This window comes from Microbulbifer elongatus, from assembly GCF_020524885.1.
Taxonomy (GTDB): Bacteria; Pseudomonadota; Gammaproteobacteria; order Pseudomonadales; family Cellvibrionaceae; genus Microbulbifer; species Microbulbifer elongatus_A.
This window is the reverse complement of the sequence record NZ_JAIVKJ010000001.1, coordinates 233,821-255,892: the sequence shown is the minus strand read 5'-3', so window position 1 is coordinate 255,892 and position 22,072 is coordinate 233,821. Positions and strand designations below refer to the sequence as shown.

Annotated in this window: 21 protein-coding genes and 1 pseudogene; 8 read left to right on the top strand and 14 right to left on the bottom strand. The window is 59.1% G+C overall.

The window, feature by feature from the left end; translation table 11 throughout:
* Positions 1 to 29: 29 nt before the first annotated feature.
* The 4 genes and pseudogenes from LC059_RS01040 to dapB form a co-directional block, all read right to left on the bottom strand.
* Complete coding sequence (locus LC059_RS01040; protein WP_226701978.1) at positions 30 to 665, bottom strand: YfiR family protein; 636 nt, start codon at positions 663 to 665, stop codon at positions 30 to 32.
* 168 nt (positions 666 to 833) lie between these two features.
* Positions 834 to 1,754 (bottom strand): 30S ribosomal protein S6--L-glutamate ligase, encoded by a 921-nt coding sequence (rimK, locus tag LC059_RS01035; RefSeq protein WP_226703159.1) that lies wholly within the window; start codon positions 1,752 to 1,754, stop codon positions 834 to 836.
* A gap of 84 nt (positions 1,755 to 1,838) precedes the next feature.
* Positions 1,839 to 2,240: pseudogene (locus LC059_RS01030) on the bottom strand (ATP-dependent zinc protease); the annotation flags it as partial.
* Positions 2,241 to 2,270: 30 nt separating this feature from the next.
* The gene (dapB, locus tag LC059_RS01025) at positions 2,271 to 3,080 is read right to left on the bottom strand and encodes a 4-hydroxy-tetrahydrodipicolinate reductase (protein WP_226701977.1); all 810 of its coding nucleotides are present in this window, start codon (positions 3,078 to 3,080) and stop codon (positions 2,271 to 2,273) included.
* A 196-nt stretch (positions 3,081 to 3,276) separates the two neighbouring features.
* Between dapB and LC059_RS01020 the strand changes: the two genes are divergently transcribed.
* Positions 3,277 to 3,720 (top strand): hypothetical protein, encoded by a 444-nt coding sequence (locus LC059_RS01020; protein ID WP_226701976.1) that lies wholly within the window; start codon positions 3,277 to 3,279, stop codon positions 3,718 to 3,720.
* A 97-nt stretch (positions 3,721 to 3,817) separates the two neighbouring features.
* Here the strand turns inward: LC059_RS01020 and LC059_RS01015 are convergent, their stop codons facing one another.
* Positions 3,818 to 5,167: a phosphomannomutase gene (locus tag LC059_RS01015; protein ID WP_226701975.1), complete on the bottom strand. Its 1,350-nt coding sequence runs from the start codon at positions 5,165 to 5,167 to the stop codon at positions 3,818 to 3,820.
* A gap of 1 nt (position 5,168) precedes the next feature.
* Positions 5,169 to 6,005 (bottom strand): UTP--glucose-1-phosphate uridylyltransferase GalU, encoded by an 837-nt coding sequence (gene galU / locus LC059_RS01010; RefSeq protein ID WP_226701974.1) that lies wholly within the window; start codon positions 6,003 to 6,005, stop codon positions 5,169 to 5,171.
* Between the two features lie 260 nt (positions 6,006 to 6,265).
* Between galU and fabA the strand changes: the two genes are divergently transcribed.
* Both fabA and fabB read left to right on the top strand, forming a co-directional pair.
* Positions 6,266 to 6,790 (top strand): 3-hydroxyacyl-[acyl-carrier-protein] dehydratase FabA, encoded by a 525-nt coding sequence (gene fabA / locus LC059_RS01005; protein ID WP_043320837.1) that lies wholly within the window; start codon positions 6,266 to 6,268, stop codon positions 6,788 to 6,790.
* 91 nt (positions 6,791 to 6,881) lie between these two features.
* Positions 6,882 to 8,105: a beta-ketoacyl-ACP synthase I gene (gene fabB / locus LC059_RS01000; RefSeq protein WP_226701973.1), complete on the top strand. Its 1,224-nt coding sequence runs from the start codon at positions 6,882 to 6,884 to the stop codon at positions 8,103 to 8,105.
* A gap of 115 nt (positions 8,106 to 8,220) precedes the next feature.
* Here fabB and LC059_RS00995 read toward each other — a convergent pair whose 3' ends face one another.
* The 4 genes from LC059_RS00995 to LC059_RS00980 all read right to left on the bottom strand — a co-directional run bounded on the left by LC059_RS00995 (position 8,221) and on the right by LC059_RS00980 (position 12,561).
* A complete protein-coding gene (locus tag LC059_RS00995; protein ID WP_226701972.1) occupies positions 8,221 to 9,069 on the bottom strand; it encodes a sugar nucleotide-binding protein in 849 nt (282 codons plus the stop codon).
* An 8-nt stretch (positions 9,070 to 9,077) separates the two neighbouring features.
* The gene (gene ssb, locus LC059_RS00990; RefSeq protein WP_226701971.1) at positions 9,078 to 9,665 is read right to left on the bottom strand and encodes a single-stranded DNA-binding protein; all 588 of its coding nucleotides are present in this window, start codon (positions 9,663 to 9,665) and stop codon (positions 9,078 to 9,080) included.
* A 209-nt stretch (positions 9,666 to 9,874) separates the two neighbouring features.
* Positions 9,875 to 11,047, bottom strand: a complete 1,173-nt coding sequence (locus LC059_RS00985; RefSeq protein WP_226701970.1) for an MFS transporter — start codon at positions 11,045 to 11,047, stop codon at positions 9,875 to 9,877.
* Positions 11,048 to 11,157: 110 nt separating this feature from the next.
* Entirely contained in the window at positions 11,158 to 12,561 is a 1,404-nt protein-coding gene (locus LC059_RS00980; RefSeq protein ID WP_226701969.1) for a mannose-1-phosphate guanylyltransferase/mannose-6-phosphate isomerase, read from the bottom strand.
* A 152-nt stretch (positions 12,562 to 12,713) separates the two neighbouring features.
* Between LC059_RS00980 and uvrA the strand changes: the two genes are divergently transcribed.
* The 5 genes from uvrA to LC059_RS00955 are packed head-to-tail and all read left to right on the top strand — an operon-like array spanning position 12,714 to position 19,374.
* Positions 12,714 to 15,539, top strand: a complete 2,826-nt coding sequence (uvrA, locus tag LC059_RS00975) for an excinuclease ABC subunit UvrA (RefSeq protein WP_226701968.1) — start codon at positions 12,714 to 12,716, stop codon at positions 15,537 to 15,539.
* A 36-nt stretch (positions 15,540 to 15,575) separates the two neighbouring features.
* Positions 15,576 to 16,802, top strand: a complete 1,227-nt coding sequence (locus LC059_RS00970) for an Nramp family divalent metal transporter (RefSeq protein WP_226701967.1) — start codon at positions 15,576 to 15,578, stop codon at positions 16,800 to 16,802.
* Positions 16,803 to 16,859: 57 nt separating this feature from the next.
* Positions 16,860 to 17,648: a 5-oxoprolinase subunit PxpA gene (gene pxpA / locus LC059_RS00965; protein WP_226701966.1), complete on the top strand. Its 789-nt coding sequence runs from the start codon at positions 16,860 to 16,862 to the stop codon at positions 17,646 to 17,648.
* Complete coding sequence (pxpB, locus tag LC059_RS00960) at positions 17,639 to 18,433, top strand: 5-oxoprolinase subunit PxpB (RefSeq protein ID WP_226701965.1); 795 nt, start codon at positions 17,639 to 17,641, stop codon at positions 18,431 to 18,433. The genes pxpA and pxpB overlap by 10 nt, the downstream gene beginning before the upstream one ends.
* Complete coding sequence (locus LC059_RS00955) at positions 18,430 to 19,374, top strand: biotin-dependent carboxyltransferase family protein (RefSeq protein WP_226701964.1); 945 nt, start codon at positions 18,430 to 18,432, stop codon at positions 19,372 to 19,374. The genes pxpB and LC059_RS00955 overlap by 4 nt, the downstream gene beginning before the upstream one ends.
* A gap of 118 nt (positions 19,375 to 19,492) precedes the next feature.
* On the opposite strand, the gene LC059_RS00950 is transcribed toward LC059_RS00955, so the two are convergent.
* The 4 genes from LC059_RS00950 to rpsD form a co-directional block, all read right to left on the bottom strand.
* Positions 19,493 to 19,750: a DUF1315 family protein gene (locus tag LC059_RS00950; protein ID WP_226701963.1), complete on the bottom strand. Its 258-nt coding sequence runs from the start codon at positions 19,748 to 19,750 to the stop codon at positions 19,493 to 19,495.
* Positions 19,751 to 19,882: 132 nt separating this feature from the next.
* On the bottom strand, positions 19,883 to 20,275 hold the full coding sequence (gene rplQ, locus LC059_RS00945; RefSeq protein WP_010133817.1) for a 50S ribosomal protein L17: 393 nt from the start codon (positions 20,273 to 20,275) through the stop codon (positions 19,883 to 19,885).
* Positions 20,276 to 20,399: 124 nt separating this feature from the next.
* Complete coding sequence (locus LC059_RS00940; protein ID WP_226701962.1) at positions 20,400 to 21,404, bottom strand: DNA-directed RNA polymerase subunit alpha; 1,005 nt, start codon at positions 21,402 to 21,404, stop codon at positions 20,400 to 20,402.
* A gap of 45 nt (positions 21,405 to 21,449) precedes the next feature.
* Positions 21,450 to 22,070 (bottom strand): 30S ribosomal protein S4, encoded by a 621-nt coding sequence (gene rpsD, locus LC059_RS00935; RefSeq protein WP_226701961.1) that lies wholly within the window; start codon positions 22,068 to 22,070, stop codon positions 21,450 to 21,452.
* Between the last annotated feature and the right edge of the window lie 2 nt (positions 22,071 to 22,072).

The following is a 22,072-nucleotide window of genomic DNA, read 5'->3' as shown; positions in this document are numbered from 1 at the left end:
ACGAGCCCAGGCGGAGAACGCCTCCAGGGCTAATTCACCTGACGGCTCAAGCGGAAAAGGCTGTTCCCCATCTTCAGTTCCGCGCGGTCCAGGCGGGTTTTATTCAGCTGTAATGCCAGGTTGGCACCGCTACCGGCAAACTCGACCATGCCACCCAGGACCGCAAAACGGCGCACATCACTCACCGTTAACACCGGGAAAAACTCTAGCGCGCCCACCGCCTCGGCCAACTGCTCGGCGCCCATATCGCCCATCACCATAATCTGACAGGACCGCGCGCGTATCATCTCTCCGTCGTTCACCCGTTCCAGCTCAACCATACGCCCCTGTATCCGGTGCCGATGTAACCGGGCAGTCAGCGGAGCCACCAGTTCATCGCCGCCCATCACGCAAATCCGGAAAGGGGCGCCAGTGCCATTGAACACCTCGATCGGCCACTGCAGGTGGTGCGCGAAATGGACGATATAGTCCACCATGACCTTTCGCCCCAGGTCAGTATCCGACAAGTGCTCACTGGCCGCCGCGCGCGCCGGCACTCCAGATGCGATAAACAGGATAAGGAAGGGCAGGAGCAGACTGCCAGCGAGGCGCGTCACCAATCGTACGCCGCATCCCCCGCCAGACTGGCTCTGGGGATAGTGAGAGGAAAATTCTGACTTCAACATCTTCAGGGGTCACCGGCACAGAGAAACCACCTGCGAACCATGAACACTCGTTCAAACGCAGCGGGACCAACATAAGGTTAGTAACCACAAGGTTAGTCCCGCCCCCCGCCAGCCACCAACGGACAGCGGCAGCGGCGCGCCAGAAAATATCCCGATGCGCCGCAGGCCTTAATCCGTGGTCGAGGGCTCACTACCGACGATAGCCGGGCGCCATTTAAGCGCCTTCTCGATCGCCAGGATCATGGAGCCGGCAACGTCCTTGCGAGTGGCGCTCTCAATGCCCTCCAGGCCGGGCGAGGAGTTCACTTCCAGCAGCAGCGGCCCCTTCTTGGAGCGGATGATATCCACGCCCGCCACTTTCAGACCCAGGGTTTTCGCCGCCTTGATCGCCAGCTTGCGCTCTTCCGGCAGGACTTTCACCACCGATGCGGTACCACCTTGGTGGATGTTGGCGCGAAACTCTCCAGGTGCAGCTTCCCGCTGGATGGCGGCAAACACCTTGCCGTCTACCACAAACAGACGCAGGTCCTTGCCCTGGGCCTCGCGGATAAACTCCTGCACCAGCAGGTTAACCTTCAATGACTTGAAGGCATTGATCACCGATTCCGCAGCCTTGCGCGTTTCAGCCAGTACCACACCGCGGCCCTGCGTACCCTCCAACAGCTTCACGATCAGTGGGGCACCGCCCACCATTTCGATCAGCTCATTGGTATCCATGGGCGAGTTGGCGAAGCCGGAAATCGGAATATTCAAGCCATCCTCCTGCAACAGCTGCAGAGAGTAGAGCTTGTCACGGGACTGGCTGATGGCCGAGGCACCATTCAACGCATACACCCCCATGCTCTCGAAGTGGCGAGTCAGGGCGCAGCCATAGAAAGTCATGCTCGGTCGAATACGCGGGATGATGGCGTCCAGATTGTTCAGGACACGACCATCGCGGTAGTGCACTTCCGGCTCGGCAGAATCCAGCTTCATATAGCACTGGCGAATATTCAGGAAGGTCATGCGGTGACCGCGCTCGGCACCGGCTTCCATAATCCGCTGGTTGCTGTATAGATCCGGGTTGGACGCAAGCACGCCAATGCGCAGGCCGGTACCCGCGATATGGTGCTCGTCGTGGTAGTACTCCTCCAGCTGACTTGGGGGCATCTCACCCAGACAAAAGCTCTCGGACGGATCCACCAGCATGCGCCCCATCATCGCCTCACGGCCGAGCAGCATGCGATAGCCCATGGAGTCGCGGTTGGTCAGGGTGAGCTCGATATCCCACACGCTGCCACCGATACTGATGCTGGTTTTGATGACCAGGCGCTTTTCCGAGTCACCGGAGGAGCTGCGTACCGTACGCTTGTCCAACACCCGCGCTTCACAGCGCACGCGAGGCCGGCGCAGGTTCTGCAATGGGTGCGCCTCAAAACTCACCCACGGCTCACCACCGCGATTGAATTGCTGGATGTTGTACGCATGCAAACAGGAGGTCTTGGCCCCGGAGTCCACCCGCGCCTTGATAGCGGGAATACCCAGCCCCGGGAATGCACACCACTCCTCACTGCCGACAATGATTTTCTTCTCCAAGCAAATGCTCCTAAATAGTTTTGGCTCGCGTTATTTGAGCGCCAGAACGTCGCGCATATCGTATTGTCCCGCTGCGCGACCAGTTAACCAGATCGCGGCGCGTACTGCACCGCGGGCAAACGCCAGCCTGCTGCTGGCCTTGTGGGTAATTTCAATTCGCTCGCCATCGGCGAGGAAGGAGACCGTGTGCTCCCCCACTACGTCGCCACCGCGCACGGTGGCAAATCCGATGGTGTCGCGCTCGCGGGCGCCGGTCTGCCCTTCACGGCCATAAACGGCCACCCTGGAAAGGTCGCGCCCGAGCGTGTCGGCGATCACCTCGCCCATGCTGAGCGCGGTACCGGAAGGCGCGTCTACCTTATGGCGATGGTGAGCCTCGACAATCTCGATATCCACGTCATCACCCAGCACCCGCGCCGCGGTTTCCAGTAAGTTAAAGCACAGATTCACCCCGGTGGAAAAATTGGTGGCGAAACACAGCGGCGTGCTATCACCAGCGCTCAACATCTGTGCCTTCTGACCCGGCGTGAAGCCAGTCGTTCCGATCACTATGGCCTTGCCGTGCTCCGCACAGTAGGCCGCGTTGTCGAGGGTTGCCTCGGGCGAAGTGAAATCGATCAGCACATCGAATTCCGCCTGCCCCAGGCTATCCACAATGGCCAGCCCGTTGCGCCCAAGCCCGGCAACCTCACCGGCATCGGCGCCAACCAGACTGGAGCCCGGCCGCACTATGGCGCCGCTGAGCTTTGCCCGCCCTTCCTGCTCCGCAAACGTCACGGCCTCTGCCAGCACCCGGCCCATACGACCGCCAAATCCTGTGATTGCGATATTTACTGACATCTCCCCTGACTCTCCTGTTCTGCGACCGGGCTTGCGAAAGCCGCGGATTCTACCCCGGTTTGCGCCCGGGGCAATACCGTTACGACCTTACAGTCTGCGCCCCTCCAACATAACAGACCAGTGACTCGCGGGTATGTCTTGCGGCGCCGAAATCCTCTACTAGGCTTTTAACAACGTGTAGATTGGAGCGCCAACCATGCCCCCGAATTCCCGCGACCCGTTCTGGACTTCCCTCTCCGCCGCCATCTGTGCGCTGCTGCTGTTTACCCTTGTCTCTACCGGCAAGGCTGTGGATACATCCGGCCTCGGAGATGACTTCTGGGAAAAGTACGACGACATTGCCGACTGGGTGACCTTGCGCCTGAAACTTACCCCGGAGCAGGAGGAGAAGGCGCTGCCACTGATGGAAAAAAACTTCGAACTGCAGCTTTTGATTCTCAAGGACTACGGCTTCGCCCGCGGCAAAATGCCCAAGCTTACACGTGAGCAAAAAGAAGAACTCGATGCGAAGATCATCTCCGTGCGCGCGGCGACGCGAACAGAAATGGTCAGGATACTCAATGCGGAGCAATTGGAAGAGCTAAAGAAAATTCAGCAGGAATACCACGACGAATTCCGCCGCAGGCTGGCCGAGAACTGAAGCTCGGACCGCAATGAAATAGAAGTAAAGATTAAGTGAAATAGCAGCGAAATATGAGAACCGGGAGCGCGTTGCGCACTCCCGGCAATCAAAAAACTTATCCGCGGATCAAGCCGAGCAGTTCGTCGGTTTTCGCCTGCATCAAAGCCTTATCCCCACGGGATTCGACATTCAGTCGCACCACCGGCTCGGTGTTCGACATACGCAGGTTAAAACGCCAGTCATCAAACGCGATACTGAGCCCGTCCACATGCTCGACACTGTTGGCACCGGCCGCATACTTCTCTTCCGCCGCCTGCAACAGCGCCTTGGGGTCCTCGACCTTGGAGTTGATCTCGCCACTGCAGGGGAAGGCGGCCATACGCTCACCCACCAGCTGCGAAAGTGACTTGCCGCTGAGGCTCACCAGCTCTGCTACCAGCAACCAGGGAATCATACCGCTGTCACAGTAGGCGAAGTCGCGGAAATAGTGGTGCGCACTCATCTCGCCACCGTAAATGGCATCTTCTTTGCGCATGCGCTCCTTGATAAACGCATGGCCGGTTTTGCTTTGCACCGGCGTACCGCCAGAGGCCTTGACGATATCTTCGGTGTTCCAGGTCAGACGCGGGTCGTGCACCACTTTGGCACCGGGGTGCTTGGCAAGAAAGGCTTCCGCCAGCAGTCCTACCACGTAGTAGCCCTCGATAAATTCGCCGTTCTCGTCAAAGAAGAAACAGCGGTCGAAATCACCGTCCCAGGCAATACCAAAATCCGCACCGCTTTCGCGTACTGCCGCCGCGGTAGACTCGCGGTTTTCCGGCAGGATCGGGTTGGGGATACCGTTAGGGAAATTACCATCGGGTTCGTGGTGAACACGCACAAACTCAAATGGCAGGCTGGGCGCCAGCGCATCGACCACAGACCCGGCACCACCGTTACCTGCATTGACCACCAATTTCAGTGGCTTCAATCCGGAAACGTCCACATAACCCAGCAGGTGTTTCACAAAATCATCACGGTGAGCAAAGGTATGCAGATCTCCGCGCTTGCCTGCTGCGGCGAAGTTATTTTCTTCCGCAAGTTTTTTGATATCCAGCAGGCCGGTATCACCACTGATCGGGCGGCTGCCTGAGCGCACGAACTTCATGCCGTTGTAGTCCATGGGGTTGTGGCTGGCAGTAACACAGATGCCACCGTCAAAGTCCCCGTGGAAAGTGGAGAAGTAAATCTCTTCAGTACCGCACTCGCCAATGTGGAACACATCGGCACCGGCATCGCGCAAGCCATTAGCCAGAGCATCGGTCAACTCAGCGCTGGTCAGGCGGATATCATGGCCCACCACCACACGGCGGGCATCCAGGAACTGGGCAAAGGCACGGCCCACGCGGTAGGCCACATCGGTGTTCAGCTCGTCGGGCACTCGGCCGCGTAAATCGTAGGCTTTAAAACAGGTTAATTCAGACATCTCAACCTTTCTCCCCAGGTAAATAGATATTCTTGTATACGTGATTGGTCGCTTCGATAAAGCCATCGACAGAACCGCAGTCGAAACGACGACCCTTAAAACGGTAAGCCAGCACGCAGCCGCGCTTGGCCTGGGTCAACAGGGCATCGGTAATCTGCACCTCGCCATTTTTACCCGGCGGGGTTTCGCGGATCAGGTCGAAAATGTCGGGGGTGAGAATATAGCGACCGATAATCGCCATATTGCTCGGTGCATCTTCAGCTTTGGGCTTTTCCACCATATCGGTGACCTGGAACAGATCCGGTTTGATCTCATTGCCGGCGATGACCCCAAACTTGTGAATCTGCTCTTTCGGCACTTCCTCAACCGCGACGATGCTGCAGCGGAATTGCTTGTACAGCTGCACCATCTGCCCCAGTACGCCCACTTCTTCGTTCAGGCACAGGTCATCGGCCAGCACCACGGCAAAGGCTTCGTCACCGATCAGCCGCTGCCCCTGCAATATGGCATCGCCGAGGCCGCGCATCTCTCCCTGACGGGTATAGGAGAAACTGGCTGTGTCGATCACCTTGCGCACGCTCTCGAGATAACGCTCTTTGCCGGTGCCGGCAATCTGGTGCTCCAGTTCAAAATTGGTATCGAAGTGGTCCTCAATGGCGCGTTTGCCACGACCGGTCACAAAACCGATCTCGGTGAGCCCTGCTTCAATCGCCTCTTCCACTCCGTACTGAACCAGAGGCTTATTCACCAGCGGCAGCATCTCTTTAGGCATGGCCTTGGTTGCCGGCAGAAAGCGGGTTCCATACCCGGCCACCGGGAAAAGACATTTTTTGAGCATTGCTCCCCCTCATGAAAATACGGATGTGGCGCCCTCCTGCGCCGAATTGCGGCAAGTTATCACAAAACTGTGGCAAGAATCAGTCCAGCTTTGCGCCGGGCCCAACCTGGGGCGGAGGCCAGAGATATCAAGCCCTGCACCGCGGTCAAGGGCCAATTGGGACAGTTCCGGTCACAAAAAGGGTTATGACCGACTGGACAAGCCATCCTTAGCCCTTAGAATGCCGGCTCGTGTAAGAAATGCCCAGAATCGGGGACCCAATGAGTAATTTCGTTCAAAAAAGCAGCTACACCCGTGAAGAACTCCTGGAATGCAGCCAGGGTAAAATGTTCGGTCCGGGCAATGCCCAGCTGCCCGCTCCCAACATGCTGATGCTGGATCGCATCACCCACATCGCCAAAGACGGCGGGGAATTCGGCAAAGGGGAGCTGATCGCCGAACTGGATATCACACCGGACCTGTGGTTCTTTGATTGCCACTTCCCCGGCGACCCGGTAATGCCCGGCTGCCTCGGCCTCGACGCCATGTGGCAGCTGCTGGGCTACTTCCTTGCCTGGAAAGGTAACCCGGGCCGCGGCCGCGCCCTGGGCTGCGGTGAGGTGAAGTTCACCGGCCAGATCCTGCCGACCAACAAGAAGGTCACCTACCACATCCAGATGAGCCGCCTTGTAGAGCGCAAGCTGGTGATGGGTATTGGCAACGGTTCTGTGTCCGTCGATGGCCGCGAGATTTACACCGCCAAAGACCTGCGTGTTGGCCTGTTTACCCGTACCGACAACTTCTGACAGCGGCACTCTTGAGCAAAGAGCCTGTCAGACAAGTGTCTGTCACATAAAACAATAACAATTCACTCTACAAGTTTTACTGGAGATCACTATGCGCCGGGTAGCTATTACCGGAATGGGCATCACTTCCTGCATTGGCAACAATACCGAAGAAGTGCTGGCCTCCCTCAAAGCCGGCCGCAGCGGCATCCGCTACATGGACGAGTACGCCGAGCTGGGTCTGCGCAGCCAGATCGCCGGCGTGGTCGACATCGACTTCAAGGAACATATCGACCGCAAGCACCTGCGATTCATGGGCGATTCTGCGGCCTACGCGTACATTTCCATGGCTGAAGCCATCAAGATGTCTGGCCTGGAAGAGTCCGAGGTATCCAACCCTCGCACCGGTTTGGTGATGGGCTCAGGCGGCACCTCCACTGCCGCCATCATCGAGTCCGCCAACATCCTCAAAACCAAGGGTGTGCGTCGTGTTGGCGCCTACCGGGTACCTCAGGTCATGGGCAGCACCGTGTCTGCGTGTCTGGCCACTCCCTTCAAGATCAAGGGCGTGAATTATTCCATCTCCTCAGCCTGCGCAACCTCCGCGCACTGCATCGGCAACGGTGCGGAGCTGATCCAGATGGGCAAGCAGGATGTGGTGTTCGCCGGTGGCGGCGAGGAACTCGCCTGGAGCCTGACCCACTTGTTCGACGCCATGGGCGCGCTGTCCTCCAAGTACAACGATGCCCCGACCACGGCTTCCCGCCCCTATGATGCCAACCGCGACGGCTTCGTCATCGCCGGTGGCGGCGGCTGTGTGGTTCTCGAGGAAATGGAGCACGCCAAGGCCCGCGGTGCGAACATCATTGCTGAGCTGGTAGGTTACGGAGCCACTTCTGACGGCTACGACATGGTCGCCCCCAGCGGCGAAGGCGCCGCACGCTGTATGCAGCAGGCACTGGCGGGCATGGACGGCAATGGCCTCGAAGGCGGTGTGGATTACATCAACACCCATGGCACCTCCACCCCCGTGGGCGATGTGGCCGAGCTGCGCGCCATGAAAGAGGTGTTCGGCAACAATGTACCGGCCTTTGCCTCGACCAAATCACTCACCGGCCACTCCCTGGGCGCTGCCGGCGTACAGGAGGCGATCTACAGCCTGCTGATGATGCAGAACAGCTTTATCGCCGCCTCCGCTAACGTGGAGACCGTGGATGAAGCGGCCGAAGGCCTGGACCTCGTGACGGAGCTGCGGGAAACCGAGGTGCGCCGCGCGCTCTCCAACAGCTTCGGTTTTGGCGGCACCAACGCCAGCCTGATTTTCGACAAGGTCTGATCCACCGGATCCAGACCCCGAGCCGGGCACAAAAAAGGGCGAATCGCTTGTCGATTCGCCCTTTTTTTATTTGACTGCCCGCTCTGGTGCCAGAACTCAGGCCCGGGGCCCAAACTCAGGACTCCGGCTTCTGCAATCGCTCCAGCCAGAGCTCCACCTGCCGGGTAAGACCCTGTCGCCAGCTGCGCTGCTGGATGCCGAATACATCCCGCAGCCTCTCACAGCTCAATACGAAGGAGCGATCTTCCGGCACAGTCGCCGGTGCCACCAGCACGGCGGCAAAATCCTCGCCATACAGCGAGCGCACCCGATCGACCACTTCGCGGCCGAAATCCATTGCAGTGCAGGTATCCGCGGAGCCGTAATGATAGAGGCCGGATCTGGGCGCACCACTGGCCAGCTGCTGAGCGACAGCGACCGTTACCCGCACCAGATCCGCGACGGTAACCGGGTTACCCTTGCTGGTCTCATCCAGGGTGACCGGGTTGCCATTCAGCAGACTGCGCAGGATGCGCCCAAGCAGTGCATCTTCACTGCGATCCACCTGCCACCCGAGGCGCAGAATACTGACATTGTCGGCAGTGGATAGGATTTCCTCACAGGCAAGCCAGTCCCGTCCCCGCTCCGAGGTGGGAGACGGTGATTCCTCTTCATCAATTTTTTTACGCCGTGCGCGACCGAAAACGCCGTAGGAGGAAAGATGTAGCAAGGCCGTGTAAGGCAGCCCCTTCAGCGCCTCGCACACGGCTTTTGCCTCGCCCATGCGGGCGCCACCGCCACAGCTGGCGGCATTAATCACGATGGTGCCGGAACGGGCCGGAAACTGCTCCACCGCCAGCTGCTCACGGCCGAGCAGCTGCACGCGGAACCCGACCTTCTGCAACCCCTTTTGCAGGGCGCTGTCGATCGCGTTCCCGGCGCCGATCAGCGCCACGGTATCAGGCTGGTATCCGGTGTGACACATACTGCTACCTAGAACGGAATATCGTCGTCGAAGCTGTTGTCGAAACCACCGGCCGGGGGCTGATTGCCCGCGGGCTTGTTCTGGGGCTGACCACCTTGCTGGCCTCCCTGTTGAGAAGGCGCCATCGGAGACGGTGCGGAGCGACCCTGGGAGAACTCATCCTGGTAGCCGCCCTGCTGACCCTGCTGGGCAAAACCGCCGCCCTGTTGCTGGCCGTAGCCGCCACCCTGTCCCTGCTGCTGGAAACCGCCCTCACCGCGGCCGTCCAGCATCTGCATTTCGCTGGCAACGATCTCGGTGGTGTAGCGGTCCTGGCCAGACTGTTTGTCCTGCCACTTGCGGGTGCGCAGGGAGCCTTCCAGGTAGACCTTGCTGCCCTTGCGCAGGTACTCACCAGCAATTTCCGCCAGGCGGTTGAAGAACACCACGCGGTGCCACTCGGTACGCTCCTGCTGCTGGCCGGTCTGCTTGTCTTTCCAGGTTTCGGAAGTCGCCAGGGTAATGTTGGTTACGGCACCGCCACTGGGCAAGTAGCGGGTTTCCGGGTCACCGCCCAGGTTGCCAATCAGGATTACTTTGTTTACGCCCCTGGCCATAAGCCTCTCCTCTCCGGGGGCCTCACCCGGGTATAGGGAGGGGAGGCCCGTTCAGTCTTCAAATGTTCAAAATTGGGAAAGGCGGCGGTGGACGGGCCAACGAGCCAATCCACCGCCGCCTACAGTGTATTTATATCCAGCAGCATACATCACTCGCCACATGGCGTCACCGCCACCCGGCGCGGGGGATGCGGTAAAACTGCTCCAGTTCAGCTACTGGTCAGCGGCATCCGCGCAGCGCGCATCTGCCACCAGGTCAGAGACCAGATTACCAGCACCCCCAACATCCATGTGGCCACCGCTCCGGCCCCGCCCTGGCCGTAAACCACACCGCCAAGGGTGCCACCGACAAAGGCACCGAGAAACTGCATGGTCGCGTAGAGGCCGCTGGCCGCGCCGCGACATTCCGGCGGCGCAATACGGGTCAGCTGTGCCGGCAACAGGGCTTCCAGTAGGTTGAAAGCGAGGAAGAACAGGCCCAGGCAGACCAGAATCCAGCCCCCCTGTACCTCAGACTTCAACGCGACACCGCCGAAAACCAGCCCCAGTAGCGCCAGACGCATGGCCGCAGGTACCTTGTGGCGTTTTTCCGCCATGCGCATAAGCGGCACCATGAAAATGAAAGCGCCAAGCATCAGCGGGCCATAGAGTTTCCAGTGATCTTGGCTGGCCAGGTGCAGCTGGTCGACCAACAGTAGTGGCAACGGCACAAACATTATGGTCAACAACAGATGCAGGAAAAACACACCGCACACCAGGCGCCACACGTCGCCCTGCGCGAGCAGGCGGGAAAAATCACCTTGCTGGGGTGCACGACGCGCAGACTCCTCGGGTGTGGGCACCAACCGCCAGACCAGCAGCACCCCAACCAGCGCCAGTAACGCGGTGAGCCAGAAAATGGCCGACAGGCCGCCAACACTGGCGACCAGTGGCCCCAGCACTACCGCCAGCACAAACGCGACACCGATTGAAGCACCGATCACCGCCATCGCCTTGCCGCGATTCTCGTCGCGGGTCAGGTCCGCCGCCAGTGCCATGGTCGCCGCGGCAATGGCCCCGGCCCCCTGCAAAATGCGCCCCGCAATCAGCCCATACACGGAGTCGGTGGTGGCAGCCACCACGCTGCCCAGGGCAAACACCGCCAGCCCCACGAAGATAACCGGCTTGCGCCCCCAGCGATCACTCAACACGCCCATGGGAATCTGCAGAATGGCCTGGCTCAGGCCATAGGCGCCCAGCGCCAGTCCCAGCAATGCCGGTGTGCTGCCGCTGTATTCGGCGCCGTACAGTGACAGCACCGGCAGCACCATAAATAGGCCCAGCATGCGGAAGACGTAGAGAGAGGCAAGGCCGGCGAGCGCGCGGCGTTCAGTGGGGTTCATTCAACATCCCGGACACAGCAAAAAGGCCCGCATTGTAACAGCGTAGGCAACGGAGGTTGATCCCCCGTCACCTAACAGCAAGATAGAGCAAATCTATGGTGGAAAAGGCTTCAATTACGGCCGTACTGGTCTTCGATACGCACTATGTCATCTTCACCCAGGTAGCTACCGGACTGGACCTCGATCAGTTCAAGAGGGATGGTCCCCGGATTTTCCAGACGGTGGACGACACCGAGAGGGATGAACGTGGATTCATTCTCCGTCAGCAGAATCTGATCGTCGCCGCGGGTCACCTTGGCGGTGCCCCGCACCACTATCCAGTGCTCGGCACGGTGGTGATGCATCTGCAGGGACAGCTGACAACCGGGTTTGACCACGATGCGCTTCACCTGGAAACGCGGGCCCGCGTCAATCGAGTCATAGTAGCCCCAGGGGCGGAACACCTTGCGGTGATTCTCCGCTTCACTGCGCTCGCTGGCCTTGAGCCGCTGCACCAGGGTTTTCACCTCCTGCACCCGGCTCTTGTCAGCGACCATCAACGCATCGTCGGTGTCCACGATCACAAGGTCCTGCACCCCGAGAATGCCTACTAGGCGATCACCGCCGTGCACCAGACAGCCTGAGGCGTCTTCAGCCAGCACGTCGCCGCGCAGCAGGTTGTCGTTGTCGTCGCGCTCGGCCAGCTCCCACAATGCAGACCAGGAGCCCACATCGCTCCATCCTGCCTGCATGGGCACGACGGCTGCAGATTCGGTCTTCTCCATCACCGCATAATCCACAGAATCTGACGGGCAGCGGCTGAAGGCATCGGCGTCGATACGGGTGAAATCGAGGTCCCGCGCGGCGCCGGAAAATGCGGCGCGGCAGGCGGCCAGCATATCCGGGTGATGCTCGGCCAGCTCTTCCAGGTAGCGCGAGGCGCGGAACAGGAACATGCCGCTGTTCCAGTTGTACTCGCCACTGGCCAGGTATTTCTCCGCGGTCGCCAGATCCGGCTTTTCTACAAACTCCGCCACCTTCCAGCCATCAGCCACGGCATCCCCGCTGCGGATGTAGCCGTAGCCGGTTTCCGGGCTGGTTGGCACTATGCCGAAAGTCACCAGGTGGCCGTTTTCCGCCAGGCTCGTGGCCGCGTTTACCGCCTTGCGGAAGCCTTCGGTATCCGCGACCACATGGTCTGCAGGCAACACCAGCAGTAGCGGATCCTCTCCGTGCTCAATAGCGGCAAGGGCCGCCAGGGCAATCGCCGGCGCGGTGTTGCGAGCACAAGGCTCCAGCAGGATCGACTGTGCAGCACGGTCCACTTCCTGCAGCTGTTCCGCCGCGGCAAAGCGGTGGCTCTCGTTACAGACAAGAATTGGCGCCTGCACATCTGCCAGACCGTCCAGTCGCAGGGCGGTTGCCTGCAACATGGTCTGACTGCCGGTCAGGGGCAGAAACTGTTTCGGGTAAGCTTCGCGGGACAGCGGCCACAGGCGTGAGCCGGTACCACCACATAGAATGACAGGGATCATGATTTCCGTATCCACACTGCGTTATTCATTCGGGTTACTCCCTCGGATGGAGGCACCAGCATTTTCGCACACTGGCGCGCCAGATTATACTTGACCGTTTTTCCCCGCCCGGTTCAACGCAGGGCCCGGCCAGCAACACAACAGGACGCCCAGTGGATACGATTTACGTCAGAGGTGCGCGCACCCATAACCTGAAGAATATCGACCTGGATATTCCCCGCGACAAGCTGATTGTGATTACAGGCCTTTCCGGGTCTGGTAAGTCCTCACTCGCCTTCGACACCCTCTATGCCGAGGGCCAGCGTCGCTACGTGGAGTCGCTCTCCACCTACGCCCGCCAGTTCCTGTCGATGATGGAGAAACCGGATGTAGACACCGTGGAGGGCCTGTCGCCAGCCATCTCCATCGAGCAGAAATCCACTTCCCATAACCCGCGCTCGACTGTGGGCACCATCACCGAGATCTACGACTACCTGCGGTTGCTGTTCGCGCGCGTGGGCGAGCCCCGCTGCCCGGACCACCACGAGCCGCTGCAGGCCCAGACCATCAGCCAGATGGTGGACCAGGTACTGGCACTGCCCGAGGGCAGCAAAATCATGCTGCTGGCGCCAATAGTGCGCGACCGCAAGGGTGAGCATTTGCACGTGTTCGAGCAATTGCGTCGCGACGGTTTCGTGCGCGCGCGCATCGACGGTACCGTATGCGATCTGGACGACACGCCCAAGCTCGACAAACGCAAGAAACATACCATCGAAGTGGTGGTGGACCGCTTCAAGGTACGCGACGACCTGCAGCTACGTTTGGCGGAATCCTTTGAGACCGCGCTCAATCTCACCGATGGCATCGCCTCCATCAGCTTCATGGACGGCAATCAGGAGGATCGCCTGTTCTCCGCTCGCCACGCCTGCCCGGTGTGCGACTACTCACTGGACGAGCTGGAACCGCGCCTGTTCTCATTCAACAACCCCGCCGGCGCCTGCCCAGCCTGTGACGGCCTGGGAGTCAAACAGTTCTTCGACGAAGACAAGGTCATCCTGGATCCGGAGAGCAGTATCTCCGAAGGCGCAATCCGTGGATGGGACCGCCGCAATATCTACTACTACCACATGCTGGACTCCCTGTCGGAGCACTACGACTTCGATCTGGACAAGCCATGGAAGAAGCTGCGCAAAAGAGACCGGGACGTCATCCTGCACGGCAGTGGCGATACCCAGGTGGACTTCAGCTATGTGAATGACCGCGGTGACGTCACCATCCGCCGCCACACTTTCGAGGGCATTATTCCCAATTTCCAGCGGCGCTACCGGGATACCGAGTCCCAAAGTGTGCGCGAGGAGCTGTCCAAGTACCTGAGCACTCAGAAGTGCCCAGACTGCAGCGGCACCCGCCTGCGCCGGGAAGCGCGCAATGTGTTTGTGGATAACCAGACCCTGGCACAGATCACCGAACTGCCGGTGGGTGATGCCTTTGAGTACTTCGCCCACCAGCTCAAGTTCCAGGGCGCACAGAAAGAGATCGCAGACAAGATCCTCAAGGAGCTGCGCGACCGCTTCCGCTTCCTGGTAGACGTGGGCCTGAATTACCTGACCCTGAACCGCAGTGCCGAGACCCTGTCCGGCGGGGAGGCCCAGCGCATCCGCCTGGCCAGCCAGATCGGCGCCGGTCTCGTGGGTGTGATGTACATTCTCGATGAACCCTCCATCGGCCTGCACCAGCGGGACAACGAGCGCCTGCTGAATACCCTCACCCACCTGCGCGATATCGGCAACACCGTGATCGTGGTGGAACACGATGAAGACGCGATTCGCGCGGCGGACTTTATTGTGGATATAGGCCCCGGTGCCGGCGTGCACGGCGGCGAGGTGGTCGCCGCTGGCAGCCACGAGGAAATCGCCTCTAGCGAACGCTCACTTACCGGCCAGTATCTGTCGGGCGTCAGAAAGATTGAAGTACCGAAAAAACGCAACCCGGCGACGGGCGACATGCTGCGCATCGAGGGTGCCACCGGCAACAACCTGCAAAGTGTGGACCTGGAAATACCCGTAGGTCTGTTCACCTGTGTCACCGGTGTTTCCGGCTCCGGTAAATCCACCCTGATCAACACCACCCTCTACCCGCTGGCAGCCACGGCGCTCAACAAGGCCACCACCTTAAAGGCATCGCCGCACAAAGCGATCAAGGGACTGGAGCACTTCGACAAGTGCGTAGACATCGACCAGAGCCCCATCGGGCGCACGCCGCGCTCCAACCCCGCCACCTACACCGGGATTTTCACACCTATCCGCGAGCTGTTTTCCGGCACCCAGGAAGCGCGCTCCCGCGGTTATAAACCCGGCCGCTTCAGTTTCAACGTGAAAGGTGGCCGCTGCGAAGCCTGTCAGGGGGATGGCGTAATCAAGGTGGAAATGCACTTCCTGCCGGACATCTACGTGCCCTGCGACACCTGTAAGGGCAAGCGCTACAACCGCGAGACCCTCGAAGTACACTACAAGGGCAAGAATATCCACGAAGTGCTGGAAATGACCGTGGAAGACGCGCGGGAGTTTTTCGACCCGGTGCCTTCCATCGCCAAGAAATTGCAGACGCTGATGGATGTGGGCCTGTCCTACATCAAGCTCGGTCAGGCGGCCACCACCCTATCTGGTGGTGAAGCACAGCGAGTGAAGCTGTCACGGGAACTATCCAAGCGCGACACTGGCCAGACCCTGTACATTCTCGATGAACCCACCACCGGTCTGCACTTTGCTGATATCCAGTTGCTGCTCGACGTGCTGCATCGGTTGCGCGACCACGGCAATACCATTGTGGTGATCGAGCACAACCTGGACGTAATCAAGACGGCGGACTGGATTGTGGATCTCGGTCCAGAGGGCGGCTCCGGCGGTGGCGAAATCATTGCCAGCGGCACACCGGAGCAGGTGGCAAAGGTCAAGGGCTCCCACACCGGGCGCTTCCTGAAACCAATGCTGAAGCGATAGCCAGAACACATGCGCTAATCCATCTACGGGAACTTAATGAAAACAATAAAACCTTCCCTCAGTATCGGCCCGGCGACCATGGTCGCCGCGGCATTTATCGGTCCTGGCACAGTGATCACCGCCAGCCTGGCTGGCGCGCAATATGGCTACACACTTTTGTGGGCACTGTTGTTTGCGATTCTCGCGAGTATCATCCTGCAGGAGATGGCCGCTCGGCTCGGTGTGGTTAGCGGGGCTGGGCTGGGAGAAAACATTCGCCAGTCCCTGGACCAACCACTGCTGCGCTGGCCGGCCCTGGCGCTGGTGATCGGCGCTATTGTGGTGGGCAATGCGGCCTACGAAGGCGGCAACCTGGCGGGCGCCAGCCTCGGCCTGAAACTACTCACCGGCACCGACCTCACCGCAGGCACCGCTTCACTCTGGCCCATGGTGGTTGCGGCAATCGCCGCTGCGCTGCTGTGGAGCGGAAGCTACCGTCTGATCGAGCGCGCCCTGATCGCACTGGTGGCACTGATGAGCGTCGCATTTCTTCTGACCTTCATTATTACCCGCCCGGACTTGTCCGCATTGTTTGGCGGGCTACTGAAGCCCACCCTGCCTACCGGTAGTGCACTCACGGTAATCGCGCTCGTAGGTACCACAGTTGTGCCCTACAACCTATTTCTACACAGCTCCAGCGCCAGCAAAAAATGGCAGTCACCTGAAGAGCTGCCGTCTGCACGGCGGGATATATTTCTCTCCATTCCGGTGGGTGGATTGATTTCCATCGCCATCGTTTCCACCAGTGCCGCAGCATTTTTCAGCCACCAGCTGAGTATCGGCAGTGCCGGCGATATGGCGCAAGCCCTGCAGCCGCTATTTGGCAATGCCGCGGTTTACTGTATGGGCATTGGGTTGTTCGCTGCCGGTATTTCCTCTGCACTTACCGCACCACTGGCATCGGCCTATGCTCTGAGTGGCGTTCTTGGCAAACCCGCAGATCTCAGGGCACTTCAGTTTCGCACCATCTGGCTCAGCATCATCGTGATCGGCGCACTCTTGGCCACACAAGGGATTCGCCCCATCCGGCTAATCTGGTTTGCACAGATCGCCAACGGCCTGTTGCTTCCGATTGTCACCGTTTTTTTGCTGTGGGCAATGAACTCCACCAGGCTCGGGCACTACCGCAATAACTGGTGGCAAAACCTGTTGGGGGTACTGGTACTGGCGATTGCCATTGCGCTGGGCGGGCGCAGCCTGGCGTCCGCATTCGGCTGGCTGTAAGCCCTCGCGCGGAAAATTGAAATGGATTTGGGAGTTGAAATCGATTTGGGAATAGAAATGGATAAGGGACTGGAAAGCGATATGAAATGGGCGGTGACCACTATCGATATCAATTGCGACCTGGGAGAAGGCAGCAGTGAAGCAGATTGCGCCCACGACGCCCGGCTGATGCAGTTTATTTCCCGCTGTAATATCGCCTGTGGCGGCCACGCGGGCGACACCACCACCATGACGCTGTCGCTGAGGAATGCGCGCGAAGCCGGAATTGCTGCAGGCGCCCACCCGGGCTATCCGGACCGTAAAAATTTTGGCCGGGTATCAATGGACCTCCCGCGGGATCACCTGCTCTTCAGTGTTCGCGAACAGATACAGGCACTTCAAAAACTGGCAGCCACTGAACAGGTAACACTCAGCCATATCAAGTTGCACGGCGCCCTGTACAACGACGCCGAAGCCAGTGACGAACTGGCTGAGGATCTGGTGCAACTGATTGCGCGAGAGTTCCCCGACCTGACAATTCTGGCGCTCGCCAATGCAGCTCTGGAACGCGCAGCAAAAAAATTCCGACACCCGGTACTGCGCGAAGGCTTCATGGATCGCCGTTATCTCAATGATCACCGGCTCTCTCCACGCGCCATGTCAGGCGCGGTGATCGAGGATTTCGAGCAGTGCCTGCAGCAGGTACTGGCACTTGCCACGGGCCAACCATTTTCATCGGTCGAACACAAACCGCTGCAGTTCTCGGTCGACAGTATCTGCTTGCATGGCGACAATCCGCAGGCGGTATCCATTGCCGAGAAACTGGAGCAGTCACTGTTGCGTGCGGGAATCCGTATATGGCGATAGAGCGTGCGCCAGCTGAACCCGGTTTTGAACTTCAGCCAAATGGCGATGCCGCAGTGGACATCCGTTTTTTTGCAGAACCGTCCGCGGCACTGAGTGAAACGATTATCTCCCTCGCCGAGTCGATAAATGCCAATACGATAACCGGCGTCACCGAGCTGGTGCCCGCCTATCAATGCCTTACGGTCTGCTACAACCCTCTGCAGCTTACCTGTGCCAGTGACGGAACGCCGGGAGTTTCAAAGCTGCGGAGAGTACTTGCGGCAATCACCGAAAAAGCTCTGGCGCAAAATACGCCTTCGCAACGGGAACGCTACCTGATCCGAATTCCGGTGTGCTATCACGATGATTTCGCGCTGGACATGCGAGCACTTTGCGCGCACACCGGACTCACACCGAAAGAGGTCATCTCCCGTCACACCGCGCCAAGCTACCTGGTGCATATGCTGGGTTTTACTCCAGGATTTCTCTATCTAGGCGGTCTCGACCAGGGACTGTATTGCCCTCGCAAAGCGCGCCCGGCATTGCGCGTACCCGCCGGCTCGGTAGGCATTGGCGGCAGCCAAACGGGCATCTACCCACAGGCCACCCCTGGCGGCTGGCAGGTGATCGGCCGCACGCCCCTGGCGCTGTTTCGACCACAACAGGAGCCTGCATATATCGCTCACCCCCTGGACCAGGTCCAATTTTTCGCGATCAGCAAAAACGACTTCAGCGGCATCGATCCATTCTCAGCGCCGGAGCAAATCTCGCTCAGACAAGCAAGTAGCGAGGCGAAAAAGCCGTGACCCTGCGCATTCTCAAACCCGGGCTACAGACAACGATCCAGGACACAGGTCGCCCCGGCAATCTGTACTGGGGGCTCTCCAGCGGCGGCGCAGCGGATACTTTCGCCATGGCCCTGGGTAATCGACTGCTGGGCAACCCGGATGGACACCCCTGCCTCGAAGTGACACTCACCGGTCCTGAAATCGAATTTGGCGAAGACCTCTCCGTCGCCATCACTGGCGCCCACTTCGCCCTATTTCACAATGACAGGGCGATTGCGAACGATGAAGTTATTCAAATGTATCGGGGAGACACGCTGCGTTTCGGTGCACTCAGGTCTGGCGCTCGCGCCTATATCGCACTGGCCGGGGAAATCGACATAACCGCTACTCTGGGCAGCCGCTCTACCCATGTAGTAGCCGGTATCGGGGGTATGCAGGGGCGGCCGCTGCAGGCCGGTGACCAGATACCACTGCGCTCCTGTCGATCAGCGCCCCCGCGCAGGCTACCGCCACAATACCGGCTGGACTATCGCGCGAGGCCCTTGCTACGGGTGGTGCCGGGGCTGGAACAGCATTACTTCTCCACCACAGCACATGAACAATTTTACGGGGGAGGATTTACCGTATCTCCGCAAAGCAACCGGATGGGCATCCGCCTAGCCGGTGAGTCATTGCCGGTAGAGAACATTCCTCAACAGATATCCTCCGCGCTATGTCCGGGAACCGTCCAGGTGCCACCCAATGGTCAACCCATTATCAGTTTTGTGGAAGGACAGACGATTGGCGGGTATCCCCGCATTGCCCATGTGATTAGTGCAGACCTGCACCGACTGGGGCAGCTGGCACCGGGCTCACGGCTTGACTTCGAGAGCGTCGACATAGACACCGCTCACCGAATTCTTCGGGACAAGTCGCGCCTGCTCACAGAATTGTCGGAGTTTACTGATGAAGTCGAGTGACAAGACGACAGGGGAAGGAGAGATAATACGGCAGCCAAAAACAGCGGCCGCCGTGCCTGGTAGCGTGGCACCTCAGGAAAGGAACCGCGGACAGATAATGTTACGGGGGCGGACCGCCTCAGCCGTCGACCCAGGTTACCGCCTCATCTTCGTGCTTGTCACCACAGGGCGTAGCCTTGGGCGGCACATAGCCAACCCGAGACTCGGGTGCCGTATGGCGCTGCTCCCAATAGGCGATGGCTTCACCACACAGTGACTTCTGCTGATCCGTCAGCGCAACGCCGTTCGGCCACTTGCCCAGTTCGATCGCACGCTTCAGGCTACCCACGATTTGGGGATTCAGGATTTTTAGCAAATCATCCAGCGATTGGAACATCACTACTTCCTACAAATACACAGTGCTCAAATACACGAGACTGAAACAAGAAAAGCCGGTCAAGGACCGGCTTTCCATTGCCCGGAACCGAAGGGTTAACCCCCGGCCCCGAAATACCTTTGGCTGTTAACCTCAGGCTTCTGCAGCTTCTGCAGTCTCGTCCGCTACCGGACGATCTACCAGCTCGACGTAGGCCATCGGAGCCTTGTCGCCTGCACGGAAACCGCATTTCAGAATGCGGATGTATCCGCCCGGACGGGCTTCGTAACGGGGACCCAGTTCGTCGAACAGCTTGCGCACAGCATCCTTGTCACGGATACGGGCGAAAGCCAGACGGCGGTTGGCAACACTGTCCTTCTTGGCCAGGGTGATCAGCGGCTCGGCAACGCGACGCAGCTCCTTGGCTTTCGGCAGTGTGGTTTTGATCAGTTCGTGCTCTACCAGAGAGGCAGTCATGTTCTTGAACATAGCCTTGCGGTGAGAGCTGGTACGACTGAATTTACGGCCACTATAACGATGACGCATAACTCAATTCCTCACGACTTCGATTGCTTTCTCAGCAAGTCGTCTGGGAGTGGCGCTAGCAGTTGGCGCACGCCACTCGGTTTTCTTCACGCGGGCGGGCAAACACACCCGCGCCACAAACGCTTTACAGGGAGCTCAGCTTGCTGTCGCCCTTGAGGCTGGCCGGCGGCCAGTTCTCGAGACGCATACCCAGGGACAAACCACGGGAAGCCAGAACGTCCTTGATTTCGGTCAGGGACTTCTTGCCCAGGTTCGGGGTCTTCAGCAGCTCTACTTCGGTACGCTGAATCAGGTCGCCGATGTAGTAGATGTTTTCTGCTTTCAGACAGTTGGCCGAACGCACGGTCAGCTCCAGATCGTCAACCGGGCGCAGCAGCACCGGATCAACTTCTTCTTCCTTCGCTTCCGGCTGGGCATCCTTCTCGCCTTCGAGGTCCACGAATACTGCAAGCTGTTGCTGCAGAATGGTGGCGGCGCGACGGATAGCTTCTTCCGGGTCCAGAGTACCGTTGGTCTCCAGATCCAGCACCAGTTTGTCCAGGTCGGTGCGCTGTTCTACACGCGCGGATTCCACGCTGTAGGACACGCGACGAACCGGGCCAAAAGAGGCGTCCAGTTGCAGGCGACCAATGGCGCGGGTCTCTTCTTCGTCTTCACGACGTGCATCGGCGGGCTGGTAGCCACGGCCGCGCGCGACGGTCAGACGCAGGTTGAGTTCCACGTCGCCGGTGATGTTGGCGATCACGTGCTCAGGGTTCACGATTTCAATGTCGTGATCCACCTGAATGTCGCCAGCGGTCACTGCACCCGGGCCCTTCTTGCTCAGGCTCAGCACTGCCTGGTCCTTGCCGTGCATCACCACCGCAATTTCCTTCAGGTTGAGCAGGATTTCGATTACGTCTTCCTGCACGCCCTCAATTGCGCTGTACTCGTGCTCAACACCGTCGATCTCAACTTCAGTGACGGCGCAGCCTGGCATGGAGGACAGCAGGATGCGGCGCAGCGCGTTGCCAAGAGTGTGGCCAAAGCCACGCTCCAGCGGTTCCAGAACCACTTTAGCGTGGTTCTGGTTGTACTCGGTGACGTCAATACGACGAGGTGTCAAAAACTCGTTGACAGCAGTCTGCATAGCCATACCTGTATTACAGTTTTATTCCTTAAATGGAACAGAGCCTTACTTGGAGTAGAGTTCCACGATAAGGTTTTCATTGATCTCTGCCGGCAGATCTACGCGATCCGGAACACGCTTGAAGGTACCTTCCAGCTTGCTCGCATTCACGTCTACCCACTCAACGTCACCACGCTGTGCAGCGAGGGAAACGGAGTTCTGGATACGCATCTGCTTTTTGGACTTCTCGCGAATGGAGATAACGTCACCTTCTTTAACAGAGTAAGAAGGGATGTTTACGGTAGCGCCATTCACCAGGATCGCCTTGTGAGATACCAGCTGACGCGCTTCAGCGCGAGTAGAGCCGAAGCCCATGCGGTAAACCACGTTGTCCAGGCGTTTTTCCAGAAGTTGCAGCAGGTTTTCACCGGTTGCACCTTTCAGACGCGCCGCTTCCTTATAGTAGTTGCGGAACTGCTTTTCCAGCACACCGTAGATACGGCGTACTTTTTGTTTTTCACGCAGCTGAACGCCGTAGTCGGACAGGCGACCACGACCGGCGCCATGAACGCCAGGCTTGGTTTCCGCGCGGCACTTTGACTCGTGCGGGCGAACGCCACTTTTCAGCTGAAGATCGGTACCTTCCCGACGGGAAAGCTTACATTTTGGTCCAATATAACGTGCCATTT